The sequence below is a fragment of the Clostridium gasigenes genome (assembly GCF_900104115.1).
GTDB classification, from domain to species: domain Bacteria; phylum Bacillota; class Clostridia; order Clostridiales; family Clostridiaceae; genus Clostridium; species Clostridium gasigenes.
Genome location: NZ_FNJM01000014.1, coordinates 41,069 through 54,958 on the forward strand (window position 1 = coordinate 41,069; position 13,890 = coordinate 54,958).

The window sequence follows — 13,890 nt, forward strand, 5'->3', positions numbered from 1 at the left end:
TTTTTAGGAATAGTAAACTGAATGACCAGTCAAAAATTCTTAAGCATATTCAATACTTAAAGTGGAATACTAACTTTGAGGTGAATTAAAATGATGGCAATTATATCTGCAATAATTTCTGGTATTTCTATGAGTTTACAAGGTGTTTTTAATACCCGGCTTGGGGAAAAAATAGGTACTTGGGAGACTAATGTGTTTGTTCAAGCTAGTGGATTAGCACTTACTTTAATTATTTTAATGTTCTTTGGACGGGGTAACTTTAAAAATATTAAAGAAGCTAACAAACTTTATCTTTTAGGCGGTGTACTCGGAGTAATAATTATATTTACTGTAATGAAGAGCATTGGTTCTCTTGGTGCAACTTGTGGTATATCTATTATCTTAGTAGCTCAATTACTTGCCGCTGCTACTATTGATGCGTTGGGTCTTTTTGGAAGCAAAAGAATTCCTTTTAACCCTAAGGAATTTATTGGTGTTGCAATTATGATAATAGGAATTCTCATCTTTAAATGGAAATGTTAATTATCAAAAAATTGTTTTTATTTTATCATTAACAAAATTGAACATTTTAATATACTATATAATGTGACTAATTTTAGGAGTTTTATATGTTCTCATTTAAAAGTAAGCTAGAACTTAATCTTAAAAACTGTATGGCATCTAAATCCACTAAAAACTATCGAGTGATTATTAAGTGTAAAAACTTTCAAGAAAATATAGTTAAAAAGATACCTACTTATAAAGGTGAAGTTTTACATTGTATAAAAGGCTACAATTTAATCTCTGCCCGTTTAAATTCTAAAGGAATAGAACGTCTTTTAGAATACCCAGAAGTAGAATATATTTGTTTTGATGAATATTTCTTCTTGTGTGGAATGAGCATTCCAACTGCAAACAAGGTGAGATTATCTGATAAATCTAACATAACAGGCAAAGGAATTGGTATAGGTGTTATCGATAGTGGAGTTTATCCTCATACTGATCTCTTGACTCCTTATAATAAAATTGGATCCTTTATAGATTTAATAGATGGGCTTAATTATCCTTATGATGACAATGGTCACGGAACTTGTACTTGTGGCATAATAGCCGGTAGCGGTGAACGTTCTAATAAAATGTATTGCGGCGTTGCTCCACAAAGTACACTTCATTGTTACAAAGCCTTTGATAAGCTTGGAAAAGGTTTTGTATCTGATATATTATATGCTTTAGAATTAATTCTATTAGATAGTGAAAAATATAATATAAAAGTTCTTTGTTTGCCATTTGAATTACTTCACTATAATCCTTTTATAATATCTTGTTTTAATAGTATATTGGAACAATTCACCATTAAAGGAATAGTTCCTGTTCTTCCTAGCGGTAGCAATAAAAATGTGGAAGGTTCCCTAACAGGTATTGCATTGTGTACAAACTGCATAACTGTATCTGGTTTAGATACTAGTTCATCACTAAAACCATATGCCTATTCATCTTCTGGACTATCTAAAAAAGGCTCTAAGCCTGATTTATGTGCAGCTTGTGTAGATATCGTTTCTCTTAACAGTAATATAAGTTATATTTCTGAAAAAAATGGAATAAAACTATATCCTCACAAGTTAGAAACATCCTATAAAACTTTTAGTGGGACTTCTATAGCTGCTGCTTATATATCTGGCTTATGCGCTCTATTATTTGAAAATAACCCCACTTTAACTTTTAAAGATATTGTTTCTCTTCTCAAGGTTTCTTGTGAAGAATTAGATATTCCCCGAAGTTTTCAAGGGGATGGAAAGGTAGATATAAATAAGATACTCTCAAAAAAATAAAAAAAAGGTGCATTATTTTATATAATGTCACCTTTTTTTATATAATTTAATTATCTTCTAAAAATTAATAGGTTACTATTATAATTTTTTTCAGCTTCTTTATCCCATTAAATATTCTGATGGGTTAACTGCTTTTCCACCAACTCTAAGTTCAAAATGCAAATGAGGCCCCGTGCTAAATCCAGTATTTCCTACCAGCCCTATTACATTACCTTTTTCTACTTTATCCCCAACCGAAACATGAATATTACTTAAATGAGCATAATATGTAACCATTTCATCAGCGTGTTTTATCATTATTAAATTACCATATCCACCATCGTTATACTGTGCATATGTAACTTCTCCATCAATAGCTGCCATAACATCATCACCTACATTACCTGCTATATCTATTCCCTTATGGAATGACTCCCATCTAGCACCATAATCCGATGTAGTGAATCCCCCCCTTGTTGGTCTACTTAAAAATGCTATACCATCATCATAAGGATTTTTACTTCCTCTATGCACAACTGTATTTTGTGCAGAAGCTAAAACTTCCTCTTTTAACACATTGCTATAACTAACTTCACCATTACTATATACTACTTCTTTAGAAACTATCTTTTTACCACTTTTCCCAGTTTTTTCTTCTATTTGCCCTAAGTACATAGTATCATCATTAACTGTTATAGTATCTGCTAGAATTTCTTCTTCTACAATTTCTTTTACTTTAATATCTATATTTAATAACCCATCTTCATTTATAGAAGTCTTATATATTTCATTTGAAATTTCATCTTGTGTTTTTACATCTGCAATATTTATTGTTGTTTCTTCTACATCTATTTTACATTCAATATCTACTGATATTAAATCCTCTTTTACTATATCTAATGATTCTATATATTTATCCGTTACTAGCTTTAATACGTCATTGACATTTTTATCTGAATTTATATATCCAAAATTCTTTCCTGATATCTTTAATTCAAACGCACGCGCTTTACCGTTAATAGATCCTAATATACCTTTTTCTATTTCTTGCTTATTACTTAGTAATATAGTATCATCCTTTATTTTTTTGAATTCAACCTTATTTTTTTCTATGTCCACATTTTTATATTCTGTGCCTATTGTTGTAATTAATTCATTATAAACCTTCACCGTTTCTCCTCGGCTTTCTACATAGCCTATTATTTTTCCGTCTATATATGCCTCTAAATTATTAAACTTACCATCTACCACTATAATTATTAATAGGGGTAATAATATTGATAATGCCAACTGTATCGAGGCACTAACTATATCCTTTTTAGAAACCATGTTTTCTCCTTTCATTTTTAAACAATTATTTTACAGCACATCTACTACTTTTCCCTATTCTTCCTATAATATTCTTTTTATAATTCAATTGTTATGTTGAGGGTTATACTTTGCTTTGCTATAATTAACTTAACTTAAATAATTGTTAGTAATGTTATAATAAATACATTAGTCCCTATTTTAATATTACTTAAGAAAGGTAGCGAAAAATTATGAGCACATTTATGCTTAAGACAAAGCCTTTAAATTTTACTCCAGTAAGTAATATATTTATTGAGAGATATATGCCAAAGGCTCGTGGTGAATTTATTAAAGTCTATTTATTAATGCTTAAATATAATATCTCTGGAGAAATAGGTGTCAGTGCTTCTATAATGGCATCTTCTTTAAATTTATTAGAATCTGATATTATAAATGCCCTTAATCACTGGAATGATGAAGGAGTTTTAAAACTTGTTCCCATCGATAAAATGGGTAACTTTAATATTGAATTCTGTGATTTAAGTAATGATCCTGTTAACAGCTCTAAAGAGATAAATCTATTAGATGCCTTAAACGAGGATAGTACTAAAGGAATGTTAAGAGATATAGAAGGTATTTTAGCTAAACCTCTATCCCCTAAGGAAATGACAACTTATCTTAGTTGGCAAAAAGATTTCAACTTTTCTTCAGAACTTATACTTATTTTAATAGAGTATTGTGTATCTAAAGGAAAAAGTGATTATAGATATATAGAAAAAGTTGCTATGGCATGGCACACTATGAAAATAACAAATATAGAGCAAGCTCAAAACTATATTAGGCAAACTGAAGATAAATGGGTAAAAATCAAACAAATACTTAATTATTTGGGAATTAAAAATATGGAGCTTATGAAACCTCAAGAGGAAATGTTAGAAAAATGGCTTGTAACTTATAATTTCTCAATAGAAATTATTGAGAAAGCTTGTAATATTTGTTTCCAAAGGTTAAATAGAGCTGATTTTAAATATATTGATGGTATTTTATCAAGTTGGAATAAAGATAAATTAAATACTATTGAATCTATTGAAAATAAAGAGGTTGCCTTTAAAAATGCATCAGCTAAGAAAAACTTTAGTAATTCTAATAACGCTGCAAACACAGGAAATACTAAACCACCTCTAAGATTCAATAACTTTGAGGCAAGAGACTATGATTATGATTCTATTGAGAAAAAACTGTTAGGATGGGATAGCGATGATTAAAGGATACCAGAAAGAATTATCAAATATATATGAAAAGCTTAGAACTACAGAGCAACAAAACTTAAAGAAAAGAAGAGATGAAATCTCAAAGAAACATCCTGAAATAATTGAATTAGATACTAAGATACAAAAATTTTGTTTAAATCTTTCCCTAAGTATTTTAAAAGGCACTTTAACAGAAACTGATCTTAATAACCTTAGAGATACTATCACTAATCTTAGAGCTAGAAAATATGAATTGCTAGTATCTAAGGGCTATTCTCAAGAATATCTGAATCTATATTATCACTGCCATAAATGTAAAGATAATGGCTTTATAGGTACAGGTAATTCTAAGTGTTCTTGTTATAAAAATAAATTAATAAAACTATATTACAAAGATTCTGATTTAGAAGACGCTGTTAAGGATAATAATTTTAATAACTTTGATATAAATCTTTATTCAAGTCATAAAATAGCAGATGATAAATATTCACCTAGAAGAAATATGGAAAATATTTTAGAAACAGTAAAGGGTAATTATATTCCAAATTTTAATAATCACGATAATAATTTATTATTCTATGGAAACTCTGGTACTGGAAAAACATTTTTATCTTGGTGTATTTCTAAAGATTTACTAGATGCAGGTTTTTTAGTTGTTTATAAAACTTCTGATGAGCTTATAAAAGGATTAAGAGACATACGTTTTAATAATAATTCTGCCCTTGAGGAATTAATTATTAACTGTGATTTACTAATTATTGATGATTTAGGTGCAGAACAAATAACTGAATTCTCTGCAACAGAACTATTTACACTAATAAATAAGAAGATTCTTAAAAAGAAAAAAATGCTTATATCAACCAATTTAAGTCTTCCTATGATAAGTAAACTTTATAGTGAAAGAATCTATTCTAGGTTAGTTGGAAACTTTAAGTTATGTAAATTTTATGCTGATGATATAAGAATACAAATTAATCTTAAAAGAAAATAATATATTATCTTCTAAAGGACATTCAAATAAATAAAGAATTGATTTGAATTAAGGCATTTTTCAAAAACAACAAGCCACTATGCTAGCCTGTTTTTGGAAGATGCCTTAATCAATTCCTTATTTTCTTATAACTATATAACGAAAAACACCTTAGATAAATCTAAGGTGTTTTATATATATGGATCTAGTAATAAGACTTAAATCTACAATTTACTAATTATAAATTAGCTACTATATCATTAATCTATCCTATGTACCATATATGAAATTGGCGACTCAGAAGGGACTCGAACCCTCGACCCCCGGCGTGACAGGCCGGTACTCTAACCAACTGAGCTACTAAGCCACATTATGGTGGGAACAACAGGGCTCGAACCTGTGACCCTCTGCTTGTAAGGCAGATGCTCTCCCAGCTGAGCTATGCTCCCGCAATATTGAAAAATGGTGACTCCTAGGGGAATCGAACCCCTGATACCACCGTGAAAGGGTGGTGTCTTAACCGCTTGACCAAGGAGCCATATGGAGCTTTGAACAGGAATCGAACCTGCCACCTGCTGATTACAAGTCAGCTGCTCTCCCAGCTGAGCTATGCTCCCGCAATATTTAAAATGGTGACTCCTAGGGGAATCGAACCCCTGATACCACCGTGAAAGGGTGGTGTCTTAACCGCTTGACCAAGGAGCCATATGGAGCTTTGAACAGGAATCGAACCTGCCACCTGCTGATTACAAGTCAGCTGCTCTACCAGATGAGCTATCAAAGCATAATGGTAATTATTGTTTAAAATTTAAATTGGCGACTCAGAAGGGACTCGAACCCTCGACCCCCGGCGTGACAGGCCGGTACTCTAACCAACTGAGCTACTAAGCCGCATTGTGGTGGGAACAACAGGGCTCGAACCTGTGACCCTCTGCTTGTAAGGCAGATGCTCTCCCAGCTGAGCTATGCTCCCGCAATATTTAAAATGGTGACTCCTAGGGGAATCGAACCCCTGATACCACCGTGAAAGGGTGGTGTCTTAACCGCTTGACCAAGGAGCCATATTAGGTTTATTAAACGACATTAAAATTTAAAATGGTGACTCCTAGGGGAATCGAACCCCTGATACCACCGTGAAAGGGTGGTGTCTTAACCGCTTGACCAAGGAGCCATGTTTTGTTTTTTTCTCTTTGCTTGTTAGCACTGAGCACATAAACTATAATACCTAAAATAATAAATAGTGTCAACACTTTTTTAATTATTTATTATTTATTCGTGTATTTTTTCTCTTTTTTTTATATTTCAGCTTAATAACTTATCACCCCTAACCCCTGGCTTTATGCACTCTAACGCCTCCCCATACCTAGATAATGCACCCTCTTTATCTTTTATATTTTTTTGTATTTTTTTTATTTCAAATCTACATAAATCCGAAAATTCTTCTATTTTTATTTCTTCTAAATTTATATTATATCCAATTTTTTTAAAATTTTGCCCATTTGCAGTAATCTTAATTGGGATATTATTATTTATCACACATATAATTTCTTTATCCCAAATGCCTCTTTTATTTACGGAATATTTATCTCTTAATAAATTTAATGATTTAAACTCACCTTTTAATTGTCCTTCTATAGTCTCTAATAACATTTTATAAAGCGATATTGATATGCCCCTATTTAATCTTATTTTTAAAAAGTCTCTATTTTTAACTAGAAATTCATCTAATTCAGATTCTGTAATAAATTCAACATCTTCATTTAAAAATAGCTCCATACCTTCTCTATTAGGATAAATTACTACAGTTTGATCATAATTCATCCTTTTAACTTTAAATTCTTTATTATAATCACTATTATTTTCATTAATTACTTTAACTTTCAAAATTATCACCTCAAAAATAGTATTCCTTAGTTTTATAACTTATATTACTATGTTAGAATTTATTTAGGGTATCTAAAAAAATATCAATCCGGGATAAATCCTATATTTTTTTAATATACTAAATACAAATCTTATATAATTTAAGGAGAAAATTAATTATGATACATCATGATTTAATAATAGTTGGCGGCGGAGCCTCAGGTTTAATTGCTGCAATAGCCGCTAAAGACTTTGGTTTAGATGTAGCTATTTTAGAAGCTACTGATAGAATAGGGAAAAAAATACTAGCTACAGGTAATGGTAGATGTAATATTTCAAACAAAACAATATCTTTTCCTTTCCTTTCTTACCATAGTGAAAATACAGGTTTCTATGCAAAAACCTTATCATCATTTGGTGTTAAAAATACAGAGGAATTCTTTTTATCTTTAGGATTACCTTTAGTAGAATTACAGAATGGAAAAATGTATCCAAAATCATTGCAAGCTTCTTCGGTTGTTGATATTTTAAAATTATCTTTAGATGATAGAAATATTCCGTTATACACAAGTTGTAAATTGAAATCTATCCACAGAAATGAAAACTTTAATTTATCCACAGATAATCAAGAGTATAAGTTATTCACATGTAATAAATTATTATTAGCTTGTGGCGGAAATTCTGCAGTAAAAACAGGTTCTGATGGTTCAGGTTATTATTTATCAAAAACACTAGGACATAAAATGGTTGAACCTTTGCCAAGTATTGTTCAATTAAAATTAGAAAGCCCTTACTTAAAATCATTAACAGGAATAAAGTTTGATGGGTTTGCAAGACTTTTAGTTAATGGTATTGAATCTAGAAAAGAATTTGGAGAAATTCTTTTTACTGACTATGGTATATCAGGCCCACCAATACTTCAAATTTCAGGTTATGCCTCTAAAGCATTATCAAATAAAAAGAAGGTTGAAATTATAGTTGATATGATGCCGACGCTTTCTTCTGACGAAGTTGCTAATTTTATAGAAGGGCATTTAGCTATTTTCTGTCACAGATCTATTTCTGATGCATTAATTGGTATTATTAATAAAAAATTAATTCCTACCCTTCTTAAAGAGTCAGGTATTTCAAATATACATACACCTTGCTATGATTTAGACTGGGAAGAAAAACGTAAACTAATTAAACTTTTAAAACATTGGAAGTTTACTTGCACAGGTACTAATGGATTTGCTCAAGCTCAAGTTACTATCGGAGGAATTGATACTAATGATATTAACCCTGAAACTCTTGAGTCCAAATTAATCCCTAATCTATATTTTGCTGGAGAAATTATTGATGTAGATGGTGACTGTGGTGGTTTTAACTTACAATGGGCTTGGAGTTCTGGCTACTGCGCGGCTAAAGCTATCTCAAATAATAATAAATAGAAAATTATACAAAAAAAATACAGAGTATGATTGGTTAATTAAAACCTAAATACTCTGTATTTTAATTTCATTAAATATTTATATACATGAATAAATTCTTCTAATCTTCTGATGGTTCAAGGTATTACTTTTATACAAACCCTAATTTAGTCATGTTCAAAAAAAATACCTTAAGCTAAGGATTACTTGATTTTTCTCCATTCTCCTACTAACGATGTAATTTTCTTACCTGAAGAGTTCTCTATTTTATGGATGCTAGTTATAGTGCCATCAACTTCTTCTCTTGTTGATGTTGACACACATACTTCTTCTCCATATAAACACTCTTTTTCAAATGTTACCTTAATCCTCTTTAACTCATAATCTTTAACTAATTCTAATGGTAACGTCTCAATAGCCCATTCTATATATTTAGTATTATTTACATGTCTATTTGAATCTATATCACTGTATCTTATTTTAAATTCTTTTGAATACATAGCCTCTTCTAATTTTTCTAACTTATCAATTTTAAAATCTTTTCCAAGGTCCCCTTCTATTCCATAAACAACATATTGGTCTTCTGGAACTCTCATAGCTTTTCTCTTATCCGTATTTATTAAGAAAAATATAGCTTGTGCTTCAACTATTTTGTTCTCATCCTCATCATAAATAGTATACTCTCTAGTTGCATAGAATTTTTTAAAACCGCTAGGTTCGGTTACCATTTTTAATTTTTCACCATATTTAGGATATCTATGAACCTTTATATCGTATTTATAAAATACCCATGTCATATTTTTTGAAATTAAATATTCCATTCCTACACCTAACTTTTCCGATTGTTCTGTTCCTATGTCCCCCATAAAGTTAACTATGGTTGTAATAGTTGATTGTAATCTATAATCAACCTCATAATAATGTATCTCATAATCTTTTGAAAACTTCTTCCCCATTTTTTCCCCCTATTTTTTTCTTTTATATAATAATACCATACTCTTTTATATTTTATATATTAGAAATTTGCTTTTCAAACCTAAAAAACACTCTATAGTCTTTTATAAACTATAGAGTGTTTTGGTTTACCTATTTATTTAATGCTTCTAATAAAGCTTCTAAGCTTAACCCATGTACTTGTGCTGCATCCTCTACGCTTTCTGATTGTGCTGATGGACACCCTATGCATCCCATACCAAAGCTCATTAGTATCTCAGTTGCATTTGGATTTTTACTTATTATTTCACCTATAGTCATTTCTTTAGTAATCATATTTTTCACCCTACCTTTAATTATTTTTTAATGTACTTATTATATGCACATAATTATATTCCTATAAATTTGAAAAGTCAACTTACTTTATACTAATACTATTCACCACTTTCATATCTTAATATATGCCTTATAATATACTGTTTTTTCTATCCTTATTAGTATTATTCCTTTTCAAATAAAAAATAACCCCTTTAATACAAAATATTAAAAGGGTTATTTAAAAATTCTCGTTTATTCTATAAAATTCACTTCACTAAAACCATCTTGTGGCTCCATATCTTCCATTACTATTATATTGCAAGCTGCCATTAGGAAGCTTTGAACATATACTTGACCTACAATTGCTAGTATAGCTACTATAACTCCTAAAAGAGGAATCATTGCTAATAACACTATTACTAAGATTGCTAAATTAGTAATACCACTTAATGCAGCACACTTTCCTATCATTCTCCAGAATCTTCCTTTTTTAAATAATCTAAAAGTTTGTTTAATGGCATCCATAGCTCTTAAATCTTTAGTTATTAACATAGAATTAAATAACATAAACACTGCAGTTACTATTACGGATAACGCAATTAATATAGGAACTATAATTATCAACCCAATTCCAAATGTTACAGCTGTTAATATCCCGCTTAATATCATTATCACTATATATGCTACAAAATATATTAATAAAATAAGTAGGTTCATTCCTATTAGGCTCCATTTTTTCGCCCAAACATACTTCATTGAGTCTTTCCAACCAGTATCTTCACCCTTGTATCTATCACCTAATACTTTAATTATGATACCATATCCAAAATATGATACAAGCGATACTAACATTATTAATATTGTAAATATTAATAATGGTATAATCATTTTGAAAAATACTAATATTAACTCATCTGGGCTTGACCTATATATTCCCGTTCCAATTATTCCAATTAATGCAAATATTAATGCAACTAATAATCCAATTATCACTAAAAATACAGGTACTAAAAAAATACCAGTTATTTTTAAAATTTCTAAAGCATTGTCCACTACTAATTTAAAAGATTTTGATATTATTTCTCCTAATTTCAATTTTGATTGCGATTTGTTAAATTCCATTTATTAATCCTCCTCTATTTTTATCAATATATTTAAATATATTACATTTTTTATATTTTTATAACAATAAAATACCCAAGACTAAAAAATCTTGGGCTTTTATTAGGCATTTTGAAAAAATAGCAAATCATCTTCTAGTCTATTTTCTTTCAGTGCCCTTATTAAAGTTCTTTTCTTACTCTAATTGTTTGATCTCTTTTTGGACCTACTGAAACTATTGAAATCTTTGTTTCTGTAAGTTCTTCTATTCTCTTTAAATACTTCTTAGCATTTTCAGGTATTTCATCATAGCTTCTTGCATCTGCAATACTATCATCCCAACCATCAAACTCTTCATAAATTGGTTCACATTTAGCTAAATCTTCTAAACTTGCTGGGAAGTAATCTATAACTCTACCTTCAAAGTTATATCCTACACAAACCTTAATCTTTTCTAAGTTTGCTAATGTATCTATTTTAGTTACAACTAATGAAGTTAATCCACATACTCTAATAGTAGTCTTTAATATAACTACATCTAACCAACCACATCTTCTTGATCTACCTGTAGTAGTTCCATATTCATGTCCTTTTTCTCTTATCCACTCACCAGTTGCATCTTCTAATTCAGTTGGGAATGGTCCCTTACCAACTCTTGTAGTATAAGCTTTCGCAATACCTACAACGTTTGTTATCATAGTTGGTCCAACACCTATACCAGTTGAGACTCCACCTGCTGTAGTGTTTGATGATGTTACATATGGATATGTTCCATGATCTATATCAAGAAGCATTCCTTGAGCACCTTCAAATAGTACTGTTTGATTTTTCTTTATTTCATCATATACTCTAACTGAAGTATCTTGAACGAAAGGTCTTAATCTTTCCCCAAGCTTAACATAAGCATTAAATATTTCATCAAAATTTAATTCTTCTCCACCTAATACGTTAGTTATATAAGCATTTTTTGATTCTATGTTGAATCTTAGTTTTTCTTCAAAAACTTCAGTATGCAATAAATCACAAACTCTAATTCCACATCTTTCATATTTATCTGTGTAGCAAGGACCTATTCCCTTACCAGTTGTTCCTATATCATTTTTCCCTCTAGCTTTTTCTTTTAGTATATCTAATGTCTTATGATAAGGCATTATAAGCTGAGCTCTATCACTTACAATAAGTTTTTCTGGTGTAACATTAACACCCTCTCTTTGCAGATAATCTATTTCGCTAAATAAAGCATTTGGATCTACTGCAACTCCATTACCTATAACATTTAATTTATCATCGTGTAATATACCTGAAGGAATTAGATGAAGTTTATATTGTTTTTCTCCAACTTCAACAGTATGACCTGCATTGTTTCCCCCTTGAAATCTAACTACTACGTTAGCTTCTTCTGCTAAATAATCTGTTAACTTTCCTTTACCTTCGTCTCCCCACTGTGCTCCTAGAACAATAAATGCTGACATTTATGTTTCCTCCTTATTAAAAGACTATTTTAGTCTTAAACTAATAAATTTGAGATATAAAATAATTTAAATCCCACATACTATAGTATCAAAGTAAGGTAAAACTTTCAACTTTTTTGCGAATATTTTTTTGCTTTTTTTTACTATAATTCGTATAATCATTAAATTTTTAATTTTCAATTACATATTTTCAGATTTATCTGCGCACTTTTCCATAGCACTTATAACAGAATTTCTAAAACCTTGATTTTCTAATTCAATTACAGCTTCTATAGTAGTTCCTCCAGGTGAACAAACCATATCTTTTAATTCTCCTGGATGCTTACCAGTCTCTAAAACAAGCTTTGCTGAGCCTAATACGCTTTGCGATGCCATAGTGTATGCTTTTGCTCTTGGTATTCCAAGTTTAACTGCAGCGTCTGCCATAGCTTCTATAAACATAAACACATAAGCTGGTGAGGATCCACATAATGCTGTAAATGCATGAAAATCTTTTTCCTCCAAAATTTCATACTTACCAAAATTATTATATAAACCACAAACATAATCTAATTCTTCTTGCTTTATTAATTTATTAAAGCAAATTGCCGACATACCTTCCCCAACCATTGCCGGTGTATTAGGCATTGTTTTTATTATTTTAACTTCTTTCCCAAACCACATTTCTACATCCGAAAGTTTAACCCCTGCAGCAATCGTAACTATAATCACATTTTCTTTTACATAATTTGTAATTTCTTTTATAACTGATTTGTACATATTAGGTTTTACTGCTAAAAATAAAACATCTGCAAACTCAGCTACCTCACAATTGTTCAAGGTATATTTTATTCCAGTTTCATCTGTTATCTTAACTCCTGATTTCCTTGTTCTAGTAGAAATAAATATATCATTTTTAGTTATTTTTTCATTAGTTAAAAGACCTAAAACCATAGCTTTTCCCATATTCCCGCAACCAATAAATCCAATTTTTTTACTCATTTTTTTCCCCCTATTTTATTATAGACTTCTATTTTTATCTTTATTATTAATAATATACATTACCCACCATAACCATCATAGGATAGCTTGTTTCATCTTACACAAACTATTGTTATGTAAGGAGGTTTTTTTATGGTAATTAGAAATTCAAAAAATAAATTTTCTTTATTAAAAAAATCATCTAATGATAATAAACTAAATCAAAACACCTTAGATATTAAAGATAATATTTTAGTTAATATATTAGATAATCCATATAAATATACTATTTCTATTTACCTTCAAGGATTGCATAAAGATAGTATTGTTTTAAGCTATCTAAACAATTTTCTTGTAATTGATTTTACCTTTAAGGGTAATAAATATTCTTCTTTAAAATATAAAAGAACTTTTTATTTAAAGGATATAGATATAACCCAAACTCAAAATATATGCTTTCCACATTTAATATACATAACCTTACCTAAAAAATTTCAATAAATTATATTTAAAAGAAAAGCTATGCATTTAAGCATA

13 protein-coding genes and 10 tRNA genes are annotated in these 13,890 nt (G+C 29.6%); 6 read left to right on the forward strand and 17 right to left on the reverse strand.

Features of this window, described 5'->3' with window-relative positions; genetic code table 11:
• Positions 1 to 90 precede the first annotated feature (90 nt).
• Positions 91 to 522 (forward strand): DMT family transporter, encoded by a 432-nt coding sequence (locus BLS77_RS16065; protein ID WP_089972124.1) that lies wholly within the window; start codon positions 91 to 93, stop codon positions 520 to 522.
• Between the two features lie 86 nt (positions 523 to 608).
• Entirely contained in the window at positions 609 to 1,808 is a 1,200-nt protein-coding gene (locus BLS77_RS16070) for a S8 family serine peptidase (protein WP_089972127.1), read from the forward strand.
• A gap of 99 nt (positions 1,809 to 1,907) precedes the next feature.
• Here the strand turns inward: BLS77_RS16070 and BLS77_RS16075 are convergent, their stop codons facing one another.
• Entirely contained in the window at positions 1,908 to 3,131 is a 1,224-nt protein-coding gene (locus BLS77_RS16075; RefSeq protein ID WP_089972130.1) for a M23 family metallopeptidase, read from the reverse strand.
• A 197-nt stretch (positions 3,132 to 3,328) separates the two neighbouring features.
• On the opposite strand from BLS77_RS16075, the gene BLS77_RS16080 reads away from it, so the two are divergent.
• Positions 3,329 to 4,342, forward strand: a complete 1,014-nt coding sequence (locus BLS77_RS16080) for a DnaD domain protein (RefSeq protein WP_089972132.1) — start codon at positions 3,329 to 3,331, stop codon at positions 4,340 to 4,342.
• Positions 4,335 to 5,318, forward strand: a complete 984-nt coding sequence (locus BLS77_RS16085; protein ID WP_089972134.1) for an ATP-binding protein — start codon at positions 4,335 to 4,337, stop codon at positions 5,316 to 5,318. Before BLS77_RS16080 ends, BLS77_RS16085 begins: the two co-directional genes overlap by 8 nt.
• 269 nt (positions 5,319 to 5,587) lie before the next feature.
• Here the strand turns inward: BLS77_RS16085 and BLS77_RS16090 are convergent.
• The 11 genes from BLS77_RS16090 to BLS77_RS16140 all read right to left on the reverse strand — a co-directional run bounded on the left by BLS77_RS16090 (position 5,588) and on the right by BLS77_RS16140 (position 7,181).
• Positions 5,588 to 5,664 (reverse strand) — tRNA-Asp (locus tag BLS77_RS16090).
• Between the two features lie 6 nt (positions 5,665 to 5,670).
• Positions 5,671 to 5,746, reverse strand: a tRNA-Val gene (locus BLS77_RS16095).
• Between the two features lie 14 nt (positions 5,747 to 5,760).
• Positions 5,761 to 5,835, reverse strand: a tRNA-Glu gene (locus tag BLS77_RS16100).
• Between the two features lie 3 nt (positions 5,836 to 5,838).
• Positions 5,839 to 5,913: transfer RNA gene (locus BLS77_RS16105), tRNA-Thr, on the reverse strand.
• Between the two features lie 14 nt (positions 5,914 to 5,927).
• Positions 5,928 to 6,002, reverse strand: a tRNA-Glu gene (locus BLS77_RS16110).
• 3 nt (positions 6,003 to 6,005) lie between these two features.
• Positions 6,006 to 6,081: transfer RNA gene (locus BLS77_RS16115), tRNA-Thr, on the reverse strand.
• Between the two features lie 30 nt (positions 6,082 to 6,111).
• Positions 6,112 to 6,188 (reverse strand) — tRNA-Asp (locus BLS77_RS16120).
• A 6-nt stretch (positions 6,189 to 6,194) separates the two neighbouring features.
• Positions 6,195 to 6,270 (reverse strand) — tRNA-Val (locus BLS77_RS16125).
• Positions 6,271 to 6,283: 13 nt separating this feature from the next.
• Positions 6,284 to 6,358: transfer RNA gene (locus tag BLS77_RS16130), tRNA-Glu, on the reverse strand.
• A 35-nt stretch (positions 6,359 to 6,393) separates the two neighbouring features.
• Positions 6,394 to 6,468 (reverse strand) — tRNA-Glu (locus tag BLS77_RS16135).
• A gap of 131 nt (positions 6,469 to 6,599) precedes the next feature.
• Positions 6,600 to 7,181 carry a hypothetical protein gene (locus BLS77_RS16140; protein ID WP_089972136.1) on the reverse strand — a complete coding sequence of 194 codons (582 nt, stop codon included), beginning with the start codon at positions 7,179 to 7,181 and terminating at the stop codon, positions 6,600 to 6,602.
• Between the two features lie 158 nt (positions 7,182 to 7,339).
• Between BLS77_RS16140 and BLS77_RS16145 the strand changes: the two genes are divergently transcribed.
• Positions 7,340 to 8,590 carry a BaiN/RdsA family NAD(P)/FAD-dependent oxidoreductase gene (locus BLS77_RS16145; RefSeq protein ID WP_089972138.1) on the forward strand — a complete coding sequence of 417 codons (1,251 nt, stop codon included), beginning with the start codon at positions 7,340 to 7,342 and terminating at the stop codon, positions 8,588 to 8,590.
• Positions 8,591 to 8,772: 182 nt separating this feature from the next.
• On the opposite strand, the gene BLS77_RS16150 is transcribed toward BLS77_RS16145, so the two are convergent.
• The 5 genes from BLS77_RS16150 to proC form a co-directional block, all read right to left on the reverse strand.
• The gene (locus BLS77_RS16150; RefSeq protein ID WP_089972140.1) at positions 8,773 to 9,525 is read right to left on the reverse strand and encodes an acyl-[acyl-carrier-protein] thioesterase; all 753 of its coding nucleotides are present in this window, start codon (positions 9,523 to 9,525) and stop codon (positions 8,773 to 8,775) included.
• Between the two features lie 130 nt (positions 9,526 to 9,655).
• Positions 9,656 to 9,838 carry a DUF1858 domain-containing protein gene (locus BLS77_RS16155; protein WP_089972143.1) on the reverse strand — a complete coding sequence of 61 codons (183 nt, stop codon included), beginning with the start codon at positions 9,836 to 9,838 and terminating at the stop codon, positions 9,656 to 9,658.
• 234 nt (positions 9,839 to 10,072) lie between these two features.
• Positions 10,073 to 10,942 carry a hypothetical protein gene (locus BLS77_RS16160; protein ID WP_089972145.1) on the reverse strand — a complete coding sequence of 290 codons (870 nt, stop codon included), beginning with the start codon at positions 10,940 to 10,942 and terminating at the stop codon, positions 10,073 to 10,075.
• Positions 10,943 to 11,103: 161 nt separating this feature from the next.
• Positions 11,104 to 12,393, reverse strand: coding sequence for an adenylosuccinate synthase (locus BLS77_RS16165; protein WP_089972148.1), 1,290 nt, complete (start codon positions 12,391 to 12,393; stop codon positions 11,104 to 11,106).
• A 180-nt stretch (positions 12,394 to 12,573) separates the two neighbouring features.
• Positions 12,574 to 13,374, reverse strand: a complete 801-nt coding sequence (gene proC / locus BLS77_RS16170) for a pyrroline-5-carboxylate reductase (RefSeq protein ID WP_089972150.1) — start codon at positions 13,372 to 13,374, stop codon at positions 12,574 to 12,576.
• Between the two features lie 132 nt (positions 13,375 to 13,506).
• Between proC and BLS77_RS16175 the strand changes: the two genes are divergently transcribed.
• Positions 13,507 to 13,854 (forward strand): Hsp20/alpha crystallin family protein, encoded by a 348-nt coding sequence (locus BLS77_RS16175; RefSeq protein WP_089972152.1) that lies wholly within the window; start codon positions 13,507 to 13,509, stop codon positions 13,852 to 13,854.
• The last annotated feature ends 36 nt before the right edge of the window (positions 13,855 to 13,890 follow it).

Coding starts and splice junctions, on each gene's coding strand:
- BLS77_RS16065 (WP_089972124.1), top strand. CDS start 91: ATGATGGCAATTATATCTGCAATAATTTCTGGTATTTCTATGAGTTTA.
- BLS77_RS16070 (WP_089972127.1), top strand. CDS start 609: ATGTTCTCATTTAAAAGTAAGCTAGAACTTAATCTTAAAAACTGTATG.
- BLS77_RS16075 (WP_089972130.1), bottom strand. CDS start 3,131: ATGAAAGGAGAAAACATGGTTTCTAAAAAGGATATAGTTAGTGCCTCG.
- BLS77_RS16080 (WP_089972132.1), top strand. CDS start 3,329: ATGAGCACATTTATGCTTAAGACAAAGCCTTTAAATTTTACTCCAGTA.
- BLS77_RS16085 (WP_089972134.1), top strand. CDS start 4,335: ATGATTAAAGGATACCAGAAAGAATTATCAAATATATATGAAAAGCTT.
- BLS77_RS16145 (WP_089972138.1), top strand. CDS start 7,340: ATGATACATCATGATTTAATAATAGTTGGCGGCGGAGCCTCAGGTTTA.
- BLS77_RS16150 (WP_089972140.1), bottom strand. CDS start 9,525: ATGGGGAAGAAGTTTTCAAAAGATTATGAGATACATTATTATGAGGTT.
- BLS77_RS16155 (WP_089972143.1), bottom strand. CDS start 9,838: ATGATTACTAAAGAAATGACTATAGGTGAAATAATAAGTAAAAATCCA.
- BLS77_RS16160 (WP_089972145.1), bottom strand. CDS start 10,942: ATGGAATTTAACAAATCGCAATCAAAATTGAAATTAGGAGAAATAATA.
- BLS77_RS16165 (WP_089972148.1), bottom strand. CDS start 12,393: ATGTCAGCATTTATTGTTCTAGGAGCACAGTGGGGAGACGAAGGTAAA.
- proC (WP_089972150.1), bottom strand. CDS start 13,374: ATGAGTAAAAAAATTGGATTTATTGGTTGCGGGAATATGGGAAAAGCT.
- BLS77_RS16175 (WP_089972152.1), top strand. CDS start 13,507: ATGGTAATTAGAAATTCAAAAAATAAATTTTCTTTATTAAAAAAATCA.